The organism is Actinophytocola algeriensis, assembly GCF_014203735.1.
GTDB classification, from domain to species: domain Bacteria; phylum Actinomycetota; class Actinomycetes; order Mycobacteriales; family Pseudonocardiaceae; genus Actinophytocola; species Actinophytocola algeriensis.
In genome coordinates this window covers 374,473-391,521 of record NZ_JACHJQ010000008.1, presented here as the reverse complement: position 1 = coordinate 391,521, position 17,049 = coordinate 374,473, and the positions used below count along the sequence as shown (strand labels likewise).

Below are 17,049 nucleotides of genomic sequence, written 5' to 3'. Positions count from 1 at the left end.
GACGATTCACCATGACCACCCTGTTGCTCGTCGAGGACGACGCCCGGATCCGGGAGGCGCTGCACCTCGCGATGGCCGACGAGGGTTACCACGTGCTCGAGGCCGCGACCGGCGAGGCCGCGCTCGAACGGCTCGCGCAGGATGGGCACGAACCCGACGTCGTGCTGCTCGACCTGATGCTGCCCGGCATGGACGGGCTCGAGGTGTGCGCCCGCATCCGGGAGCGCGGCGACCTGCCGATCATCATGGTGACCGCGCGGACCGGGCCGAACGAGGTCATCGCCGGGCTGGAGGCCGGCGCGGACGACTATGTGACGAAACCCGTCGACGCCGGCGAGCTGGGCGCCCGCATCCGCGCGCTGCTGCGCAGAGTGCGGACCGGGGACCCGGACGTGCCGCCGGTGGTCGAGTTCGGCGACCTGACCGTGCGCGTCACCGAGGGCCGGGTGCTGCGCGGCGGCGAGGAGATCGCGCTCACGAAGACCGAGTTCCGGCTGCTGTGCGCGCTGGCGCTGGCCCGCGGCGCGGTGGTGACGCGCGAGCAGCTGCTGGAGCGGGTGTGGGAGTACGGGTACTTCGGCGACACCCGGCTGCTCGACGTGCACGTCCGCAGGCTGCGCCGCAAGATCGAGCCGGACCCGGGGCAGCCGACGCACGTGGTCACCGTGCGCGGTGTCGGCTACCGGGCGGGCACGCCATGAGCCTCGTCAGCCGCCTTCCGTTGCGCGCCAGGGTGATGGCGTGGTTCAGCCTCGTGTCGCTGGTGGTCGCGGGCGCGCTCGCCGTCGCCACCTGGCACCTGTCCACCGGGTACATGCTCGGTCAGCGCGAGCGCAGCGCGATCGCGCAGGCCAACGGCAACGCGCGCCTGGTCGAGGCGCAGCTGCGCCGCAACCCCGACGGGCTCGCCGAGCTGATGACCGGGCTCGGCGCGGAGGTCGAGTCCGCGGTCCTGCTCGTGGACGACGGCGACTGGATCTCCGGCGGCAACCGGGTCGACCCGCTCCGGCTGCCCGCCGCGTTCCTCGACACCGTGCGGGGCGGGCAGGGCGCGCACCAGCGGACCGTGCTCGACGGCGTCCCGGTGCTCGCGGTCGGCCTGCCGCTCCCGGACCAGTCCGCGACCTACGTCGAGGTGTCGCCGATGCGGGAGCTGGACCGCACGTTCCGCTTCCTGAGCTGGCTCCTCGTCGCGGGCGCGGTCGTGAGCGCGCTGGCCGGTGCGCTGCTCGGCAGGTGGGCGGCCACGCACGCGCTGCGGCCGCTGCGGCGGGTGACCGCGGCCGCGGCGGAAGCCGCCCGAGGAGATCTGGCGGTGCGGCTGCCCGCGACCGGCGACCCGGACCTCGTCCCGCTCGCCGAGGCGTTCAACGACACCGCGGAACGGCTGCAGCAGCGGGTCGCGCGGGACACCCGGTTCGCGGGCGACGTGAGCCACGAGCTGCGCTCGCCGCTGACCACGATGCTCAACGCCATGGCGGTGCTGTACCGCCGCAGGGAGGAGCTGCCGGCAGGGTCGCGGCAGGCCGTGGAACTGCTCGACACCGACCTGCGCCGCTTCCGCCGGATGGTCGACGACCTGCTCGAGATCTCCCGACCCGACCAGGACCGGTCCACGTTCGAGCTGGTCGACCTCGCCGGGCTGGTCCTCGCCGTGACCGAGCACCACGCCGCCCTGTCGCCCGAGGTGCTCGACGTGGCGGCGCACCCGTGGATCACCGGCGACCGGCGCAGGCTGGAACGGGTGGTGGTCAACCTCGTCGACAACGCGACCCGGCACGGGAAGGGCCTGGTGCGCCTGGGCATCACGAGCCGCGACGGCCGGGCCAGAATCGAGGTCGACGACGCGGGATCCGGCGTGCCCGCCCCCGACCGGGAACGCGTCTTCGAACGGTTCTCCCGCGGCTCACCCGCCGATCGCGAGGCGACCGACAGCGGTGCCGGGCTCGGGCTGGCGCTCGTGACGCAGCACGTGCGCGGGCACGACGGCCGCGCCTGGGTGGAGGAGCGGCCCGGCGGGGGAGCGCGGTTCGTGGTGGAGCTGCCTGAGGTGGCGGAATGAGAGCCGTTCTCGTGGGCCTCGCCGCCGTGTGCGTGCTGGCCGTGCCAGGCTGCGGGGTCGGGTCGGAGGACGAACCCCAGCTCATCGAGGAGAGCACTCAGGAGCCGCCGCCCGCGACCCCGAGTTTCGACACCGAGCAGAACCCGTCCCCCGGGAGCGGTGCGCCGACCACCGCACCGACGACTGCGCCGACCACGTTGTCAGGCACCGCGTCCCGTCCGGGTCCGGCTCCGGCCCGGTAGTCAGGTGTTCGTCAGATCGCGGGCTCGATCTTCTGGATCGCCAGCGGGACGCCGTCCGTGCAGTTCTGCGGTGCCGGGGCGTGCGCCTGACCGGTCACCGTGACCACGGTGTCGTCCTCCTCGTACGCCTCCAGGGCCGCGGGGTCCCCGCCGACCAGGACGTACGCGGTGAACTCGGCGTTCAGCACCAGGCAGCCGGGCTGCGAGCCGATCTCGACCTTGCCGGTCACGCGCACGAGCTCGGTGGGGGGCCGCGCCGCGCCGGTGGAGATCGCGCCGTTCTGCGTGGGCGTTCCCGTCGCGCCGTCGTCGGTGCCACCGCCCGTGGCGGTGCCGCCTGCGCAGCCTGCCGTGGCGACGGCGGCCGCGGCGATGACGGTGATCAGGGACATCGGACGGAGCCGGGGTCTCCGTGATGTCGCGTGCACGAACCGCATGTGTTCCTCTCCTGGTCGAGGTCTGTCATCCCGGACCGGTATTTGGTGGGCGCCCCACGTTATCGGCGACGGGTGTGGGGCGGGGCCGCCGAACGGTGGAAGAGTGAAAAGACAGACAATCGCAAGATTCACTCTTTCGGCCCAATGAGGTGCTCGAAGCGCGATCACCGGCGCTTTTGTCCTCATTGGATTGGTTGATTGGTGAACGGTTTTGGTGTCGCTTTCCGAGAAATCGATGGTCTAGGGTGCGATTCGTGAAGATCGCCGTGGTTGGCGAGACGAGACCGGGCGAGCGCAGGGTGGCGCTGGTGCCCGGGCTGGTGTCGCGCCTTACCGACGTTTCAACCGACGTTTCCGCCGATGGCACCGCCGAGGTGGCGGTCGCGGTCGAGCCGGGGGCCGGTGCCGCCGCAGGGTACACCGACGACGACTACCGGCAGGCGGGCGCCGTGGTGGCCGGCGACGCGCTGCGCGGTGCGGACGTGGTGCTCTCGGTGCAGCCGATCCCCGAGTACCGGATCGGCGAGCTCGCGCCCGGTGCGATCACCATCTCCTTCCTCCCCGCCGCGCAGGAACTCGACCTGGTCCGCGCGCTGCGTGACGGCGGTCACACGGCACTCGCCATGGAGCTGGTGCCGCGCATCTCGCGCGCACAGGCGATGGATGCGTTGTCGTCACAGTCTTTCGTCGCCGGGTACCGCGCGGCGGTGGTCGCCGCCGAGCGGCTGCCGAGGTTCCTGCCGCTGTCGATGACGGCGTCCGGGACCATCCGGCCCGCGACCGTGCTGGTACTCGGTGCCGGAGTCGCGGGACTGCAGGCCATCGCGACGTCACGGCGGCTCGGTGCCGTAGTGCGTGCCTACGACGTGCGGGCGGCCTCCGCGGAGGAGGTGCGCAGCCTCGGCGCGGAGTTCGTCGAACTGGACCTGCCGACGCTCGAGGGCACGGGCGGGTACGCGCGGGAGATGACCGAGGAACGCTCGCGGCTGCAGCGTGAGCTGCTCGCGCCGCACGTCGCGGACGCGGACGTGCTGATCACCACCGCCTCGGTGCCAGGGCGCACCGCGCCGATCCTGGTGACCGAGGAGATGGTGGCCGCGATGCGGCCCGGTTCGGTCGTGGTGGACTTGGCGGCGGAGTCCGGCGGCAACGTCGAAGGCGCGAAGCCGGGCGAGGAGGTCACCATCGGCGGCGTGCTGGTGTGGGGTGGCGCGAACGTGCCGAGCCAGCTGCCTGCGCAGGCGAGCCAGCTATACAGCACCAACGTCGTGAACCTGTTGCTGCACCTGCGGTCCGGAGGTGCACCGACCATCGACTTCGACGACGAGATCGTCGCCGGGTGCTGCGTGACGCACGCGGGCGAGGTCCGGCACGCGCCCACCCGCGAGCTGCTCGACAACCCGGTGTCCTGACCGCCGGTCAGGTCGCGCCGACCCAGCGGTGGTAGGCGGCCACGTCGACGTTGCCGCCGCACACGATGGTGACCACGTGCCGTCCCGCGAAGCGGTCCCGGTCCTCGCGGATCGCCGCGATGCCGAGCGCGGCCGACGGTTCGACGACGAGGCCGGCGTGGTCGAGGAGCATCCGCATGCCGGTGGTGATCGACTCCTCCTGGACCAGGACAGCGTCGTCGGCGACCAGGAGCAGGTCGGCCAGCACGGCCGGGATGGGGTACCGGCCCGCGACGCCGTCGGCGATGGTGTCGGTCGAGTCGGTGGTGACGACGCGCCGTTCGTGCCAGGACCGCGTCATGGCCGGTGCGCCCAGTGGCTGGACGCAGATCACCTCGACCTCGGGGGCCAGCGCTTTCAGCACGTGCCCCACACCGGTGGCGAGCGCTCCGCCGCCGAGGGCGATGAGGACGGCGTCGAACGGCTGCGCGGCGGCCACCAGCTCCAGGCCGATGGTCGCCGCGCCCTCGCAGGTCTCGATGTCCAGGCTGTCCTCGACCAGCCGGATGCCGTCGTGCCGCGCGATGGCGGCTGCTCGCTCCCTGGCCAGCTCGTGGTCGCCGTCCACCAGTTCGAGCCGGGCGCCCAGCGCGCGGATGCGGTCGAGCTTGGTCGCGGGCGCGAAGCGGGACGCCACGACGGTGACGTCGAGACCGCGGCCGCGGCCGGACCAGGCAAGGGCTTGGCCGAGGTTGCCCGCGCTGGCGCACACGACGGCCCGCTCCCCGGTGAGCAGGTGCGCGACGAGTTCGGAGCCGCGGCCCTTGAAGCTGCGGACCGGGTTCGCGGTCTCGAGCTTGATGCTCACCGCGCACCCGAGGCCGGGCTCCAGCGCCTCGCAGCGGTACAGCGGGGTGTCGAGGAAGACCGGGGCGATCACCCGGCGAGCCGCCCGGATCCGGTCGATGTCGAGGCGCGTTTCCTGCACGACGGAGCAGTGTAGCCAGGTGCGGGGCGCACCCTTTGATGTCCACTGTGGACAATCGGCCCGCGCCCCGGGATCCGGCGGCCACCCGGTCGGGCGGCGCACCGGATCCGGAGTCCGACGGCATCGGGGGCACCCCTCGAAGGGACGGGGGAGGAGCGCCGGCCCTGCTTCCGGCGCGACCTCGTCACCCCCATCGTCGGCACGCCCAGGATGACATCCGGGCGGCCCGCCGGGAAAGGGCCGCCGGTGCACGGTCCAACCAGTGGAATGTCAACGAATCCGGCGGGCGGCGGGAGCCTCAGTAGCGGACCGCGCTCTGCAGCAGTGGTGGGTACACAGTGGACGGTTCGCCGTCGACGGTCGTGCCGCCGAACTGCAGCATCGCCCGCAGTTCGCCGTGCAACGGGGCCGGGTAGGCCAGGGTGGGGGCGGAGGCCTCGTCCAGGCGCCGCAGGTGGTCCGGTGCGAGGGTCACGTCGATCCCAGCGAGGTTGTCCTCCAGGTGTGCCAGGCGGCGCGCGCCGACGATGGGCACGACCGTGCCCTCGCGGGCGCGGAGCCACGCGAGTGACACCGCCGCCGTGGTGGTGCCCAGCTCGTCGGCGACCGCGGTGGCCGCGTCGATGACCGTGAACTCGTCGTCGGTCGGGGCGCCGACGTAGGCGGAGCGGGCGGAATCGGCGACCTCGGTGCCTCGGCGGTACTTCCCCGACAGGAAACCGTTCTTCAGCGGGCTCCACGGGACGAGCGCCATGCCCTGGTCACGCGCGAGCGGTGCGATCTCACCCTCGACCGTGCGAGCGAGCAACGAGTACTCGACCTGCAGCGCGACCAGCGGGGTCCAGCCCCGCAGCAGCGCCGTCGTCTGTGCCTGCGCGGTGACCCACGCCGGGACGTTGGAGAAGCCGACGTAGCGGATCTTGCCCGCGGTGACGAGGTCGTCGAGCGTGCGCATCGTTTCCTCGATCGGCGTGTTCCGGTCCCAATTGTGCAACCAGTAGAGGTCGAGGTGGTCGGTGCGCAGGCGTCGCAGGGACTCGTGCAGCTGCGCGATGATCGAACCGCGGCCGGCGCCGCCGCCGTTCGGGTCGCCGGGGTGCATGTTGAAGAAGAACTTCGTCGCCAGCACGACGCGGTCGCGGCTTCCCGGCCGCGCGGCGAAGTAGTCGCCGAGGATCTTCTCGGAATGGCCGTTGGTGTAGAAGTTGGCGGTGTCGACGAAGTTCCCTTCTCTGTCCAGATAGGACGTGAGGATCCTCCCGGACTCCTCGACGCCGGTCCCGGCGGCACCGGGATCCTCGCCGAAGGTCATGGCGCCGAGAGCGAACGGGCTGACCCGCAGGCCCGACCGGCCGAGGGTGAGGTAGTGATCGAGTGGCATGTCTCCATGGAACCGGCCGGGCGATGGCGACGGTAGACCGATCCACGTAGGCTCTTGCACGATCCTGCTCAGTTGGTCGCGATCGTGCCCGCGATGTGGTTCCGTTGGGAGGTGCGCACCCCCGATGGCCTGCTGGCCGAGCTCCGCGACCTGGTCGCGAGACATGCCCGAGCGGACCTGACCACTCCGGTCCCTGGCCTCCTCGTGTCCAAAGTGGAGACATCGGCGCACGAGTACTCGCTGACCGAACCGCTGCTGGTCGTCATGGCACAGGGCGGCAAACGGCTGGTGCTCGGCGACCGGACGTACTCGTACCGCGCCGGGCAGTGCCTCGTGGTGAGTGCCGACCTGCCGGTGACGGGCAACTTCGTCGGCGCGAGCCGGGCGACTCCCGCACTGGGCGTCGGCCTCGAACTGCGCCCGGCGTCGATCGCCCCGCTCCTGCTGGACACACCGGCCACCCAGTGGTCCCGCACCGGCGCACCGACCATCGCGACCGGCGACGCGGACGTGGACCTGCTGGACGCGGTGACCCGCATGCTGCGGCTGCTCGACCGGCCCGCGGACATACCGGTGCTGGCACCGCTGATCGAACGGGAGATCCTGTGGCGGCTGCTCACCGGCCCACACGGCGGCATGGTCCGGCAGATCGGTCTGGCGGACAGCGGGCTGACGCACGTGAGCCGGGCGATCCGGTGGATCCGTGACCACTACGCGTCGCCGCTGCGGATCGCCGACCTGGCGCGCCTGGCCGGCATGAGCGAGTCGGCGTTCCACCGGCGTTTCCGGGAGGTCACGACGATGAGCCCGCTGCAGTTCCAGAAGCGGATCCGCCTGCAGGAGGCCAGGTCGCTGCTGATCGCCCGGCCTGGCGACGTGGCGGCGGTGGGGCACGTGGTCGGCTACGACAGCCCGTCGCAGTTCAACCGCGAGTACCGCAGGCTGTTCGGCGCGCCACCCGGCCAGGACGCGGCCCGGCTGCGGGAGGATGTCGCGGTCCCGGCACTGCCGTGACCCCGGGGTCCGGGTGGGGGTTTCCCCGACGCCGGGCCGCGGACCGTTCTCTACAGTTGAGGACATGGATGCCCGCCCCCTGCGCGAACTGCTGGCCGACCTGGCCGGCGACGCCGGGGCGCGCGCGGCCTACGGCGCGGACCCGGCCGGGTACCTGGCCGAGCATGGGCACGCCGACCTCCCGGAACCGCTGGTGAGCGAGGCCGTGGTGTCGTACGCGGACACCGCGCCGGTGGCGGTGGCGGAGGCGCTGGCCCCCTACGTGGCGGCCCACGGCCCGGTCCCCGTCGAGTCGGCGGAACCCGCGAACTGGTTCGACCTGCTGACCTCGGCGGCGCCACCGGCAGCGGACCTCGACGAGCCCGCCGAGGAACCACAGGAGCCCGCCGACTGGGCAGACCCGGACGAACTGGACTTCGGCGCGGGCGCCGGTGGCGTCACGGAGCCGTCGACGCAGCCGGCGGAGACGGTCGAGGACACCGCGCCGGACCGGGTGGAAGCGCCCGAGCCGGAGTGGTCACCCGCCACGTTCACCCCGGAACCCCCGATCGAGGGCCTCACCCCGGACGAGGACGACAGCGCGGACGAGGACCCCCTCGACTGAGCCACACCGTCCCGGAGCCCCGTCGAACGAATTCCACGGCAATGGCTGGGCAGGCGCTCCGCACCTGCCCAGCCATCCGGCACCGGATCTCAGCCGTCCGCGTGCTCCGCTGACGGGGTTTCCGGTTCGCTGTCCGGAGTCGGGTCCGTTGTCGTGGTGTCGGTCGTGGTGGTGGTCGTCTCCGTCGTCGTGGTCGGGGTGTCGGTGCGCGGCTGACGGTTCTTCTTCGTCGTCTTCGGCGCGGGTTCCGGTGCGGTGTCGGCGCCGCGGGTGATCGGGATGCAGTTGCCGGTCCGGTAGGTGCCGTCCTGGGCGGTGACCAGGACGTGGTCGGCGGTCGCGATGCGGGCGCACACCTTCGGGGCGTCGCCGATCGCCAGCGCGAACCGCTGGTCGGTCACGTCGAGCACCGCGGGGCGGCGGTCTTCCACGTACCACTTGCCCTGCTCGGACTCCGGGACCTGGTGGCCCATGACCTGGTCGGACGGGTTCGTGCCGTCGCCGCCGTAGATGTGGAGGTGCCTGCCGCCGTTGACGGTCAGTGCCCCGCCGTCGCTGACGTACTGGATGGTGATCGTGCCGTCCGCGACCACCGCCGAGGTCAGGCACACCCAGTGCGGGTTGGCCATGATCGCGTCGGTGCACTGTTCGTCGGGTGGGAGCAGGGACGCCTCGGACACCGTCGTGGACGTGGTGGCCGGGGTGCCCGCACCGGTGCCCGCGGGGTCGTCGTCACCGCCGAACACCGCGAACGCCACGCCGCCGCCTGCCAGCAACGCCACCACCGCGCCCGCGACCCCCAGCGCCAGGAGCCGCTTGCGGCGGTCGGACTTCTCGGCGGGCGGCGGGCCGATCGGCTCGGCGACCGGCGGACGGGTGCGGGTCGCCGGGCCGGACGCCAGGTCGGGGACGCGTTGGCGCGTCACCGTTTCCGGACCGCGGTGGGGGGTCGTCTCCGGAACACGGCTGGAGGTCGGTTCGGGACCGCGGCCAGGGGCCGCCGGTTCGGTGCCGCGGGGCTGGCGCAGCGGTTCGGTCCTGGCCGCGCCCGGCAGCGGCGCCGCGACCGGCGCCGCCATCGGCACGCCTCGGGGAGGTGTGCCGGGCACGGGTGGCACGCCCACCGGCCCGCGCGGCACCGCCGGACTCCCGGCCGGACGTCCCAAGGCGGCACCCGCACGCCACGCCGCACCCAGCGCCACGGCGTGCTTCGGATGCGTGTCCACCGCGACCGGCCTGCCCAGCTCCGCCGACACCAGCTGCCCCACGATCGGCATCCGCGACGACCCACCGACCAGCAGTACCGAATGCAGCTGCTCCGGTGTGCTCCCCGCCGACCGCACCGCGCGCCGCAGCGCCTCGATCGACCCGTGCAGCGCGGGCCGCACCATCGCCTCGAACTCGCCGCGGGTCAACCGGACATCGGTGGTCACGGACGGCAGCAGCACCGGGATCGTCGTGTCGGTGTCGGCCGACAGCGCCTCCTTCGCCTGCACGCACTCCTCGCGCAGCCGGGCCACCGCGGTGATCGCGGCCGGGTCGTCCTCGTCCAGGTCGTCGAGCTTGCCGCCCAGCGCGGTGCGGACGTGGTTGAACACCGCCGCGTCGAAGTCGATGCCGCCGAGGCGCTCGATGCCCTCCGGCTTGCCGAGGATCGCGAAACCGCCCGCGGTACGGCGGAGTACGGCCGCGTCGAACGTGCCACCGCCCAGGTCGTACACCGCCACCACCGTGCCGACGCCGAGCCGCTGCTCCTGCGCGTAGTGCGTCGCCGCGGCCTCGGGTTCGGTGATGAACCGCACCGAAGGCAGGTCCGCCATCCGGACCGCCTGCCCCAGCAGGTCGGTCTTGTACGGACCCCAGTTCGCGGGATGCGACACGCACACCTGCGCCGGCGGGCCGCCTTCGCGTTTCACGACCTCCTCGACGACCGCGCGCAGCAGCCGCGACGTCAGCGACTCCGCCGAGTGCGGCGTGCCGCCGAGCATGATCGGTGTGGTGTCACCGATGCGGCGCTTGAACTCCCGCGCCACCCGGTTCGGTTCGGTGAGCCCGCGACGGTTCGCCGCCTCACCGGTCAGGAAGGTCTCGTCCTCCCGGAGCAGGACCACCGACGGGATGGCGGCGGTCCGGTCACCGAGCGAGACGATCTCGGCGCGGCCGTCCCGCCACACCGCGGCGGCCGTGTAGGTCGTGCCGAGGTCGATGCCCAACGCGTACATCGCAAAGCTCCTATCGGGACAGGTCGGCGAGCATGCCCTCGCACGAACGGACCGCCACCCGGGCGGCGACCGCCATCTCGTAGCTGGTCATGGGACTTTCCGCGCGGCGCTGCCACCGCTCGAGCGCGGTCACGGCGGCCGCGTTCAGTTCCGGGCCACCGGCGTCGGCAGGTAGCCGCAGCCGCTGGTGGGTGGCACCGCCGGAGCCGCCGATGACGCGCTCCAGCTCGTCGAGCACCTCGTCCTTGCCGGACACCCAGCCGGCCCGCAGCCCGGACAGCACGCGCAGTTCGTTGAACGGGTGCGCCGACGCCACGACCTCCTCGACCTCCGCGGCGAGCCGCTCCGACCCCGGTCGCGGCCACGCGTGGGTGAGCTCGGCGACCGCGAGCAGCGCGGACCGGCACTTCAGCACGTCGCGCCGCTCGAAGAACAGCGACCGCAACAACTCCTGCAGCCTGCCAAGCCCGCTGCGGTCGGCCAGCTCCGTCGCCAGCTCGCTCGCCGTGCCCGCCACGCCGCGGCGCAGCATGGTGCTCGCGAGCCGCACCCCGAACACGCCGAACCGCGTGAGCAGTGCCGACCGTTCCAGCTCGGTCAGGCCCAGCTCCGGTTTCGACGAGGTGAACCGGTCGGCCGACAGCAGCAGCTCCTCGGCCTCCTTCACCGGCAGGTCCGCGATCCGGCGCAGCCGCGCGACCTCCTCCTCGGTCAGCGTGACCGCCGTCTCCGCGAGCAGCCCGGCCACCGGCACCACCGACTGCACGAGCCGCCGGACGTTCGGGTCGGCGCCGAGCCGGGTGGCGACGCGGCGGGCCGACGCCATCGAGTCGAGCCGGCCGACGGCGATCTCGTCGGCCCGCGACAACACGCCGATGGCGTTGACCGGGCTCGGCCGGGACACCTCGGCGTCGTGGAAGGCACGCAGGAACTCGACGTCCCCCGCGTGCAGGTGGCGCATCAGGTAGACGACGGCGTCGGCCGGGGTCTCCTCCTCGTCTGGCACCAGCAGGTCCCACGTCCGCCGCGCCGCCGAAGTCGTCAGCGAGCCGATGCCCGGGGTGTCGACGAGCGTCACCGCGCGCAACGCCTGCGCGGGCCAGGTCACCACCAGCTCGCTGACGTCGTCTGCATTCAGCCCGCCGAGGTCGATGTCGAGCCGGTCGTGCTCCCGCGCGAACCGCAGCTGCCGCTGCTCCCGGCCGACCTGGGCACGCACCTGGTAGGTGTGCCCGTCCCGGTACCAGGTGACGATCCGCGTGCACTCGCCCGCGTCGGTCGGCGCGAGCCGCTCCCCGACGAGGGCGTTGAGCAGCGTGGACTTGCCCGCCTTGACCCGGCCCGCGACCGCGACGCGCAGCGGGTCGTCGAGCCGGTCCCGCGCGGCGGCGAGCCGGGCCGCGTGCGGCGTGCCGCGGTAGACCTCGATGCCGTGTGCCAGCACGGTCCTGGTGCGGTCGGTGAGTCGCGGTGTCATGATTCGCTCCGTCGCGCCGCTCATCGTGCGACCGCCTCGGCACGCGCGCGGAGCTTGCGGAGCCGCTCCAGTTCGGCGTCGACGTCCTTGAGGCGCTTGACGCGGTCGGTCTGCGACCGGTTCGCGGCCTCGGTCGCGGCGGTGAGCGCGGCCGCGTTGGACTTGTTCAGCTCCTCGGCCAGGGACGTGTAGTGGTCGCGCAGCTCGCGTTGCACGCGGCGCAGCGTGTCGCGGGAGTCCTTGGCGGCGACGAACGTGACCTTGTCGCAGTACCGGCGCACGGCGTTGCGGGCCTCCGTCCGTCTCTTCTGGACCTGTCGCTTCTTCTCCTCGCGCAGGCCACGATGCCCGAGCACGAGGCCGATCCCGACGCCGATCGGACCGAGGACGATGCCGACCATGCTGCCCAGAAGGGAGAACATGACCGCGCTGCCGTACGCGCCCTTGATGGCGACCATCGCCTGCTTGACCACGCGCATCTTCTTCAGGTCGAGGTCCTGGTCGACCTCGCCGGCGGCGAGCGGTGTCGGGTCGTGCACGGTGGGCGTGCGCAGCAGCACCCCGGACGCCGCGCGGAAGTGCTCGCCGACCCGCTCGGACAGGTCGGTCGCGCGGTCGCGCAGCAGCTCGTAGTTCGTGAGCAGTTCCGCCGCGGTCTTGGCCTGCAGCCAGGAACCCATCTCCTGCCACGTGTCCGCCGGGTCGCTCTTCTCGAGCGCCTCGTCGGCCTCCGCGGTGACCGCGCGGATGCGGGACCGCAGATCGTGGTCGATGTCCGAGGTGAGGTCGGCGATGCCGTCGGTCAGCGTCTGGTTCCACCTCGCGGCCGCGGTCTTGAGCTGCTCGACGCGGGACTTCACCGCGGTCAGCTCGTCGACCACCCGTTGCGCCGAGACCGGGTCGGCGAGCGCCTCCCGCTCGGCGGCGAACGACGCCCCGAGCTGGTCGCACAGCGACACCACCTCGGCGGCGGCCTCGTTCGCGAGCCGCTGCTCCGCGGAGCCGCCGACGAGGTCGCGCACGAACTCGATCAGCCCGGGGTACCCGGACTCGGCGTTCAGCCCCGCGTCGCTGTTCTTCACCGCGCGGGCACGCAGCGACGAGGACACCGCGAGCAGCGGGACCGCGGGCCCCGGCTCGGCGGCCAGGTGTGCCTCGTCCAGCTCGCGGATGCGCCGCCACGCCGGGTAGAAGTCGGTCTTGGTGAGCACACACGCGACCGTCGGGCACAGGGCGCGGGCGCGGCGGAGGAAGTCGATCTCGCTGCGGGTCAGCTCCTGCGCGGCGCTCGTGACGAACAGGACGGCGTCGGCCAGCGAGATCGCGGCGAGGCTCGCGGCGGCGTGCGCAGACCCGAGACCGCCGACACCGGGGGTGTCGACGAGGACCATCCCGCCCGCGAGGATCGCGCGCGGGATGCGGACCTCCACGCCGGCGACCCGTTCGCCCTCGGTCCCGTTCTCGACCACGTGCTGCCGCACGTCGGCCAGCGCGATGGCTTCACGCCGCTGCTCGTCGCCCTGCCAGACCAGCTCGGCGCTCGCCTCGTCGCCGTGCCGCACGTACGTCGGCACCGCGGTCGCCGCGTCGTCGTCGACCGGGCACACCGGCGCCCCGACGAGCGCGTTGACGAGGGAACTCTTGCCCTGCTTGAACTCTCCGGCGACGACGATGTGCGACACCGGGTCGGCCAGCCGGGCCTTCATCCCGGCGAGCCGCCCGGCGAGGTCCGGTCTGCCGAACGCCTCGCAGGCGCGCAGCCCGAGGTCCACGAGGTCGCCCGCGCGGGCCGCCGGGCCCCCGGTGGGCACGGCCGGTGCGGTGGACGCTGCTGCCTTGGTCATCGTGACTCCCGAGAGGAGGGCAGGGCAGCGGCCGGCGCGGGCCCGTGGACCCGAACCGGCCTGCTGTCTTCCGGTGTTACTGGACGGCCAGCTGGTCGTCGCCCGCGACAGCGGTGTCGTTGTCCTGCACGACGTCGTTGTCCTGCACCGCGGTGACGGTCGTGTCGTTGTCCTGCAGCGAGACGTCGTTGTCGTTGATCGTGGTGTCGTTGCTCGTGGTGTCGTTGTCCTCGACCGTGGTCACGACCGTGGTGTCGTTGTCCTCGACGTTCGAGCCGCTGGCGTTGCCGCCGACCGCGATCGCCGACCCGTCGTCGACGGTGACGTCGGAGATGGTGGTGGCATCGCCGTCGCCGAAGGACAGGGACGAGTCGTCGATGTCGGCGTTGCCGAGGTTGTTGACGTCGCCGCCGCCGAAGTTGAACACCGTGCCGTCGGCGTCGCCGCTGACCTGCGCGGACTGGTTGCCGTCGCCGACGACCGCGTTCTCGACGTCGCCACCCGCGTTGATGCCGGTGTTGACCCCGGTGTTCACGCCGGACGCGTCGTCGCCTGCCTGGACGGCGCCGTCGCCGGTGTTGGCCTGGCCGAAGTTCGGGCCGTCGATGATCTGGCCCTGCTCGCCGGTGACCGCGTTGACGTCGCCGAACACGGGACCGCTGATGTCCACGCTGTTGTCGACGGACTGGTCGATGAGGTTGGTGATGTAGTCGTCGCCCTCGTAGGTGGCGTAGGTGATGTGGTTCAGGTGCTGGACCACGCTGTCCACCGAGTGCGAGGCGCCACCGGACGACGGTGGCGGGCCGCTGTTCTGCACGGCGGTGCGGGCCTCGGCGGGCACCGACGGGTCGGCGCACACCTCGCGGACGGCGGCCTGCACGTCCACCGCGGACAGATCGTGGTCGGTCACGCCCTGCGCGGCGAGCATCCCCTGCGGGTCCTCCGCGTAGTTCCCGGCGAACTGCCGGTCGGACATGATGTTGCGGATGAAGTCCTTGAGGGAGTCGGTCACGTTGACGGTCATTGCTACCTCCTGGCTCGGGCTGCGGCCCCTGGCGTTTCGGGCGTGACACCAGAGTGCGGCGGGAGACCCCGTGCGGACATCGGGGAGACCCCCGTCACCGCTGGGGGCCGCTAGGGGGTAGATCGGTGCGGCGGGCCGGACGTGTCGGGGAACGCCGAATGTCCCTGTCCGCACCCGGGCGGTCACCGCACGGGCACGATCTCCCGGAGCATGGCCAGCAGTTCCGCCCGTGAGGTCGCGCCGAGCTTGCCGCGGATGCGGGCGACGTGGTGCTCGACGGTCTTGGGCGAGATGTAGAGCTGTGCGCCGATCTCCCGGTGCGTGCTGCCCGCGAGGACCATCCGGGCGACCTCGAGCTCCCGTTCGGACAGGCCGGCCGTGTCCGGGCTCGCCGCCTTGTCGGGATCGGACAGTTCCCGCGCGCGTTCGAGGAGCCTGCGCGCGGCGGCCGGGTCGGTGGTGGTGATGGCGGCCTGACCCGCGAGCCGCGACGCCTCCCACGGCAGCTGCCGGTCCGCGAGGCGTTCGGTGAGGTCGTGGACGGTGTCCGGGTCGGCCGTCTCCCCGCGCAGGACGGTCGCCCACAATGCCGCCGCCTCCCCGAGCGTGCCGGGGAGCTGTTGCGCGGCAACGGTGTCCGGGTCGTTGTCGGCGACCGCGACCTGCACGCGCAGCCAGCCGAGCGCGGGGCGCCACGCGGGCGGGACGATCCCGTCGAGCGCGGCGAGGACCGGTTCGACGCGGCGCCGGTGCCGCAGCCGGGCGGCGGCGACGAGCAGCTCCTCGACGGCTTCGAGCTGCCAGAGGTCGACGGCCCGGCGCGCGAGCACGGGTTCGACGGCGTCCCAGACGGCGTGCAGCCCGGCGATGTCACCCCGCCTGCGGGCGATGCCCGCGCTGATGGCGGCGCGGAGGAGCCGTTCGCGGCCGGGTAGCTCGATGTCCCGGCGCAGCTCGGCGAGCGCGGTGTCGTAGCGGCCCGCCCGCATGCGTGCCCAGGCGAGGAGTAGCCGGTGCCGCTCCGCGCCTGCCGGGCCACCGATCCCGGCGGTGAGCGCGCGGGTGAGGAGGTGTTCGGCGGTGGCGAGGTCCCCGACGGCGACGGCGACGACCGCCCCGATGGCGTGCGGCGTGTCGGGCAGGACGGCGGTGGGGGTGGCCCGCTCGACGTCCTCGGCCGCCTCGATGAGAAGCGGCACCGCCGCCTCCGGGTCCTCGGCGGCCACGACGGCGGCGGCCGCGAACCTGGCCAGCGGACCGGTGCCGTCCCCGGGCCGGTGGTCGCGGGCTTCGCCCAGCCTCCCCGTCGCCGCCAGCAACGGGACGGCCAGGAGCAGGCCAGGCGGGGGAGCGGTGAGGAGTGCGTCCGCGGCGCGGGCCGTGCGGCCGTCGTGGGCCGCGGCCGCACCGGCGACCAGCGCGAGCCGTCCCGCACCCGGTTCGACGTCGGTGGTCAGGCCGAGCAGTGTGGCGGCCTCGGCTCTGCCCGGGGCCACCGCGGTGGGGTCGGCGCCCGCGTCGGTGGCGTCGTCGAACCACGACAGTGCGGCGGTCGGGTCGGTGAAGCGGGTCTGTTCGCCCGCCCGCAGGTATACCTGCGCCGCGGCCGGGGTCCGGATGCGGGCCGCGCGCAGCTGGGTGGCGGTCGCGACCGGGTCGGCGCCGGTGGCGAGCATGGCGCGGGCGGCGGTGTCGTGCAGGGAGCGCCGTTCCGGCGGCGACAGCTCATCCAGCACCACGTCCGCGAGCGCCGGGATCATCCGCTCGCCACCCGGTTCGAGCAGGCCCGCTTCCTTGAGGGTGCGCATGGTCGCGGCGCCACCGAGGACGTCGTCGGGCAGGTCGAGGCGCAGTGCCAGTAGCCGGGCCACCGCCGCGGCCTCCTCGGGCAGTACCGCCAGGCACCGCTGCATCCTGGCGACCAGTGCGCCCCGGTCCCGCGACAGCGCCACCACCACCGGCATCCCCGCCGACGCCTCGTGTGCCCGGACGGCCACGTCCGGCGACACCGGGCGTCCCGTGACCTCAGCCAGCAGCGCGGCCACGCCGTCCCGGTCGAGCGGGGCCAGTACCTCGACGCCGTCCGCCGCGGCCAGTTCGTCCAGTTCGGCCAGTGCGCGGCTCGTGATCGTGGGGCGCCGGGCGATCGCCAGCTTCGTCCCCGCGCGTGCGGCCACGGTCAGCGCACGCAGTGCGGCCGGGTCGAGGCGGTGGGCGTCGTCGACCACCACCAGGCCGTCGGCGGCGGCCAGGTCGTCGACGCCGGTGAACCACCGGCTCGACGGTGTGGCGGCCAGGATCCGGCGCAGGCGATGGGTTCGCCCCGCGCCGTCCACACCCACGACCACGGTCACCCGCGAGAC

The 17,049-nt window shown here is 73.1% G+C and carries 14 protein-coding genes; 6 read left to right on the top strand and 8 right to left on the bottom strand.

The window, feature by feature from the left end; genetic code table 11:
• Positions 1–11: 11 nt before the first annotated feature.
• From FHR82_RS35395 to FHR82_RS35385, 3 genes are read left to right on the top strand one after another with little or no spacing between them, the layout of a single operon-like run.
• Positions 12–701, top strand: coding sequence for a response regulator (locus FHR82_RS35395; RefSeq protein WP_184814958.1), 690 nt, complete (start codon positions 12–14; stop codon positions 699–701).
• Positions 698–2,062, top strand: a complete 1,365-nt coding sequence (locus tag FHR82_RS35390; protein ID WP_184814957.1) for a HAMP domain-containing sensor histidine kinase — start codon at positions 698–700, stop codon at positions 2,060–2,062. The genes FHR82_RS35395 and FHR82_RS35390 overlap by 4 nt, the downstream gene beginning before the upstream one ends.
• Positions 2,059–2,304: a hypothetical protein gene (locus FHR82_RS35385; RefSeq protein WP_184814956.1), complete on the top strand. Its 246-nt coding sequence runs from the start codon at positions 2,059–2,061 to the stop codon at positions 2,302–2,304. Before FHR82_RS35390 ends, FHR82_RS35385 begins: the two co-directional genes overlap by 4 nt.
• A gap of 11 nt (positions 2,305–2,315) precedes the next feature.
• Here the strand turns inward: FHR82_RS35385 and FHR82_RS35380 are convergent, their stop codons facing one another.
• Positions 2,316–2,696, bottom strand: coding sequence for a hypothetical protein (locus tag FHR82_RS35380; protein WP_184814955.1), 381 nt, complete (start codon positions 2,694–2,696; stop codon positions 2,316–2,318).
• Between the two features lie 299 nt (positions 2,697–2,995).
• Between FHR82_RS35380 and FHR82_RS35375 the strand changes: the two genes are divergently transcribed.
• Complete coding sequence (locus tag FHR82_RS35375; RefSeq protein WP_184814954.1) at positions 2,996–4,153, top strand: NAD(P) transhydrogenase subunit alpha; 1,158 nt, start codon at positions 2,996–2,998, stop codon at positions 4,151–4,153.
• Positions 4,154–4,160: 7 nt separating this feature from the next.
• Here the strand turns inward: FHR82_RS35375 and FHR82_RS35370 are convergent, their stop codons facing one another.
• Both FHR82_RS35370 and FHR82_RS35365 read right to left on the bottom strand, forming a co-directional pair.
• The gene (locus FHR82_RS35370; RefSeq protein WP_184814953.1) at positions 4,161–5,120 is read right to left on the bottom strand and encodes a threonine ammonia-lyase; all 960 of its coding nucleotides are present in this window, start codon (positions 5,118–5,120) and stop codon (positions 4,161–4,163) included.
• 298 nt (positions 5,121–5,418) lie between these two features.
• Positions 5,419–6,501: an aldo/keto reductase gene (locus tag FHR82_RS35365; RefSeq protein WP_184814952.1), complete on the bottom strand. Its 1,083-nt coding sequence runs from the start codon at positions 6,499–6,501 to the stop codon at positions 5,419–5,421.
• A 93-nt stretch (positions 6,502–6,594) separates the two neighbouring features.
• Here FHR82_RS35365 and FHR82_RS35360 point away from each other — a divergent pair, with 93 nt between their 5' ends.
• Together FHR82_RS35360 and FHR82_RS35355 are read left to right on the top strand one after the other, a co-directional pair.
• Complete coding sequence (locus tag FHR82_RS35360; protein WP_184814951.1) at positions 6,595–7,515, top strand: AraC family transcriptional regulator; 921 nt, start codon at positions 6,595–6,597, stop codon at positions 7,513–7,515.
• Between the two features lie 64 nt (positions 7,516–7,579).
• The gene (locus tag FHR82_RS35355; protein WP_184814950.1) at positions 7,580–8,119 is read left to right on the top strand and encodes a hypothetical protein; all 540 of its coding nucleotides are present in this window, start codon (positions 7,580–7,582) and stop codon (positions 8,117–8,119) included.
• An 89-nt stretch (positions 8,120–8,208) separates the two neighbouring features.
• Here the strand turns inward: FHR82_RS35355 and FHR82_RS35350 are convergent, their stop codons facing one another.
• The 5 genes from FHR82_RS35350 to FHR82_RS47740 all read right to left on the bottom strand — a co-directional run bounded on the left by FHR82_RS35350 (position 8,209) and on the right by FHR82_RS47740 (position 17,040).
• A complete protein-coding gene (locus FHR82_RS35350; protein ID WP_184814949.1) occupies positions 8,209–10,341 on the bottom strand; it encodes an Hsp70 family protein in 2,133 nt (710 codons plus the stop codon).
• Between the two features lie 10 nt (positions 10,342–10,351).
• Positions 10,352–11,818: a dynamin family protein gene (locus tag FHR82_RS35345; protein ID WP_184814948.1), complete on the bottom strand. Its 1,467-nt coding sequence runs from the start codon at positions 11,816–11,818 to the stop codon at positions 10,352–10,354.
• Positions 11,819–11,838: 20 nt separating this feature from the next.
• A complete protein-coding gene (locus tag FHR82_RS35340; protein ID WP_184814947.1) occupies positions 11,839–13,662 on the bottom strand; it encodes a dynamin family protein in 1,824 nt (607 codons plus the stop codon).
• 76 nt (positions 13,663–13,738) lie between these two features.
• Positions 13,739–14,686 (bottom strand): hypothetical protein, encoded by a 948-nt coding sequence (locus FHR82_RS35335; RefSeq protein ID WP_184814946.1) that lies wholly within the window; start codon positions 14,684–14,686, stop codon positions 13,739–13,741.
• Positions 14,687–14,868: 182 nt separating this feature from the next.
• The gene (locus tag FHR82_RS47740) at positions 14,869–17,040 is read right to left on the bottom strand and encodes a LuxR family transcriptional regulator (RefSeq protein WP_184814945.1); all 2,172 of its coding nucleotides are present in this window, start codon (positions 17,038–17,040) and stop codon (positions 14,869–14,871) included.
• Positions 17,041–17,049: the final 9 nt, after the last annotated feature.

Excerpts from the sequence above, each read along its gene's own strand:
- FHR82_RS35395 (WP_184814958.1), top strand. The coding sequence starts at position 12 with ATGACCACCCTGTTGCTCGTCGAGGACGACGCCCGGATCCGGGAGGCG.
- FHR82_RS35390 (WP_184814957.1), top strand. The coding sequence starts at position 698 with ATGAGCCTCGTCAGCCGCCTTCCGTTGCGCGCCAGGGTGATGGCGTGG.
- FHR82_RS35385 (WP_184814956.1), top strand. The coding sequence starts at position 2,059 with ATGAGAGCCGTTCTCGTGGGCCTCGCCGCCGTGTGCGTGCTGGCCGTG.
- FHR82_RS35380 (WP_184814955.1), bottom strand. The coding sequence starts at position 2,696 with ATGTCCCTGATCACCGTCATCGCCGCGGCCGCCGTCGCCACGGCAGGC.
- FHR82_RS35365 (WP_184814952.1), bottom strand. The coding sequence starts at position 6,501 with ATGCCACTCGATCACTACCTCACCCTCGGCCGGTCGGGCCTGCGGGTC.
- FHR82_RS35360 (WP_184814951.1), top strand. The coding sequence starts at position 6,595 with ATGTGGTTCCGTTGGGAGGTGCGCACCCCCGATGGCCTGCTGGCCGAG.
- FHR82_RS35355 (WP_184814950.1), top strand. The coding sequence starts at position 7,580 with ATGGATGCCCGCCCCCTGCGCGAACTGCTGGCCGACCTGGCCGGCGAC.
- FHR82_RS35350 (WP_184814949.1), bottom strand. The coding sequence starts at position 10,341 with ATGTACGCGTTGGGCATCGACCTCGGCACGACCTACACGGCCGCCGCG.
- FHR82_RS35345 (WP_184814948.1), bottom strand. The coding sequence starts at position 11,818 with ATGACACCGCGACTCACCGACCGCACCAGGACCGTGCTGGCACACGGC.
- FHR82_RS35340 (WP_184814947.1), bottom strand. The coding sequence starts at position 13,662 with ATGACCAAGGCAGCAGCGTCCACCGCACCGGCCGTGCCCACCGGGGGC.
- FHR82_RS35335 (WP_184814946.1), bottom strand. The coding sequence starts at position 14,686 with ATGACCGTCAACGTGACCGACTCCCTCAAGGACTTCATCCGCAACATC.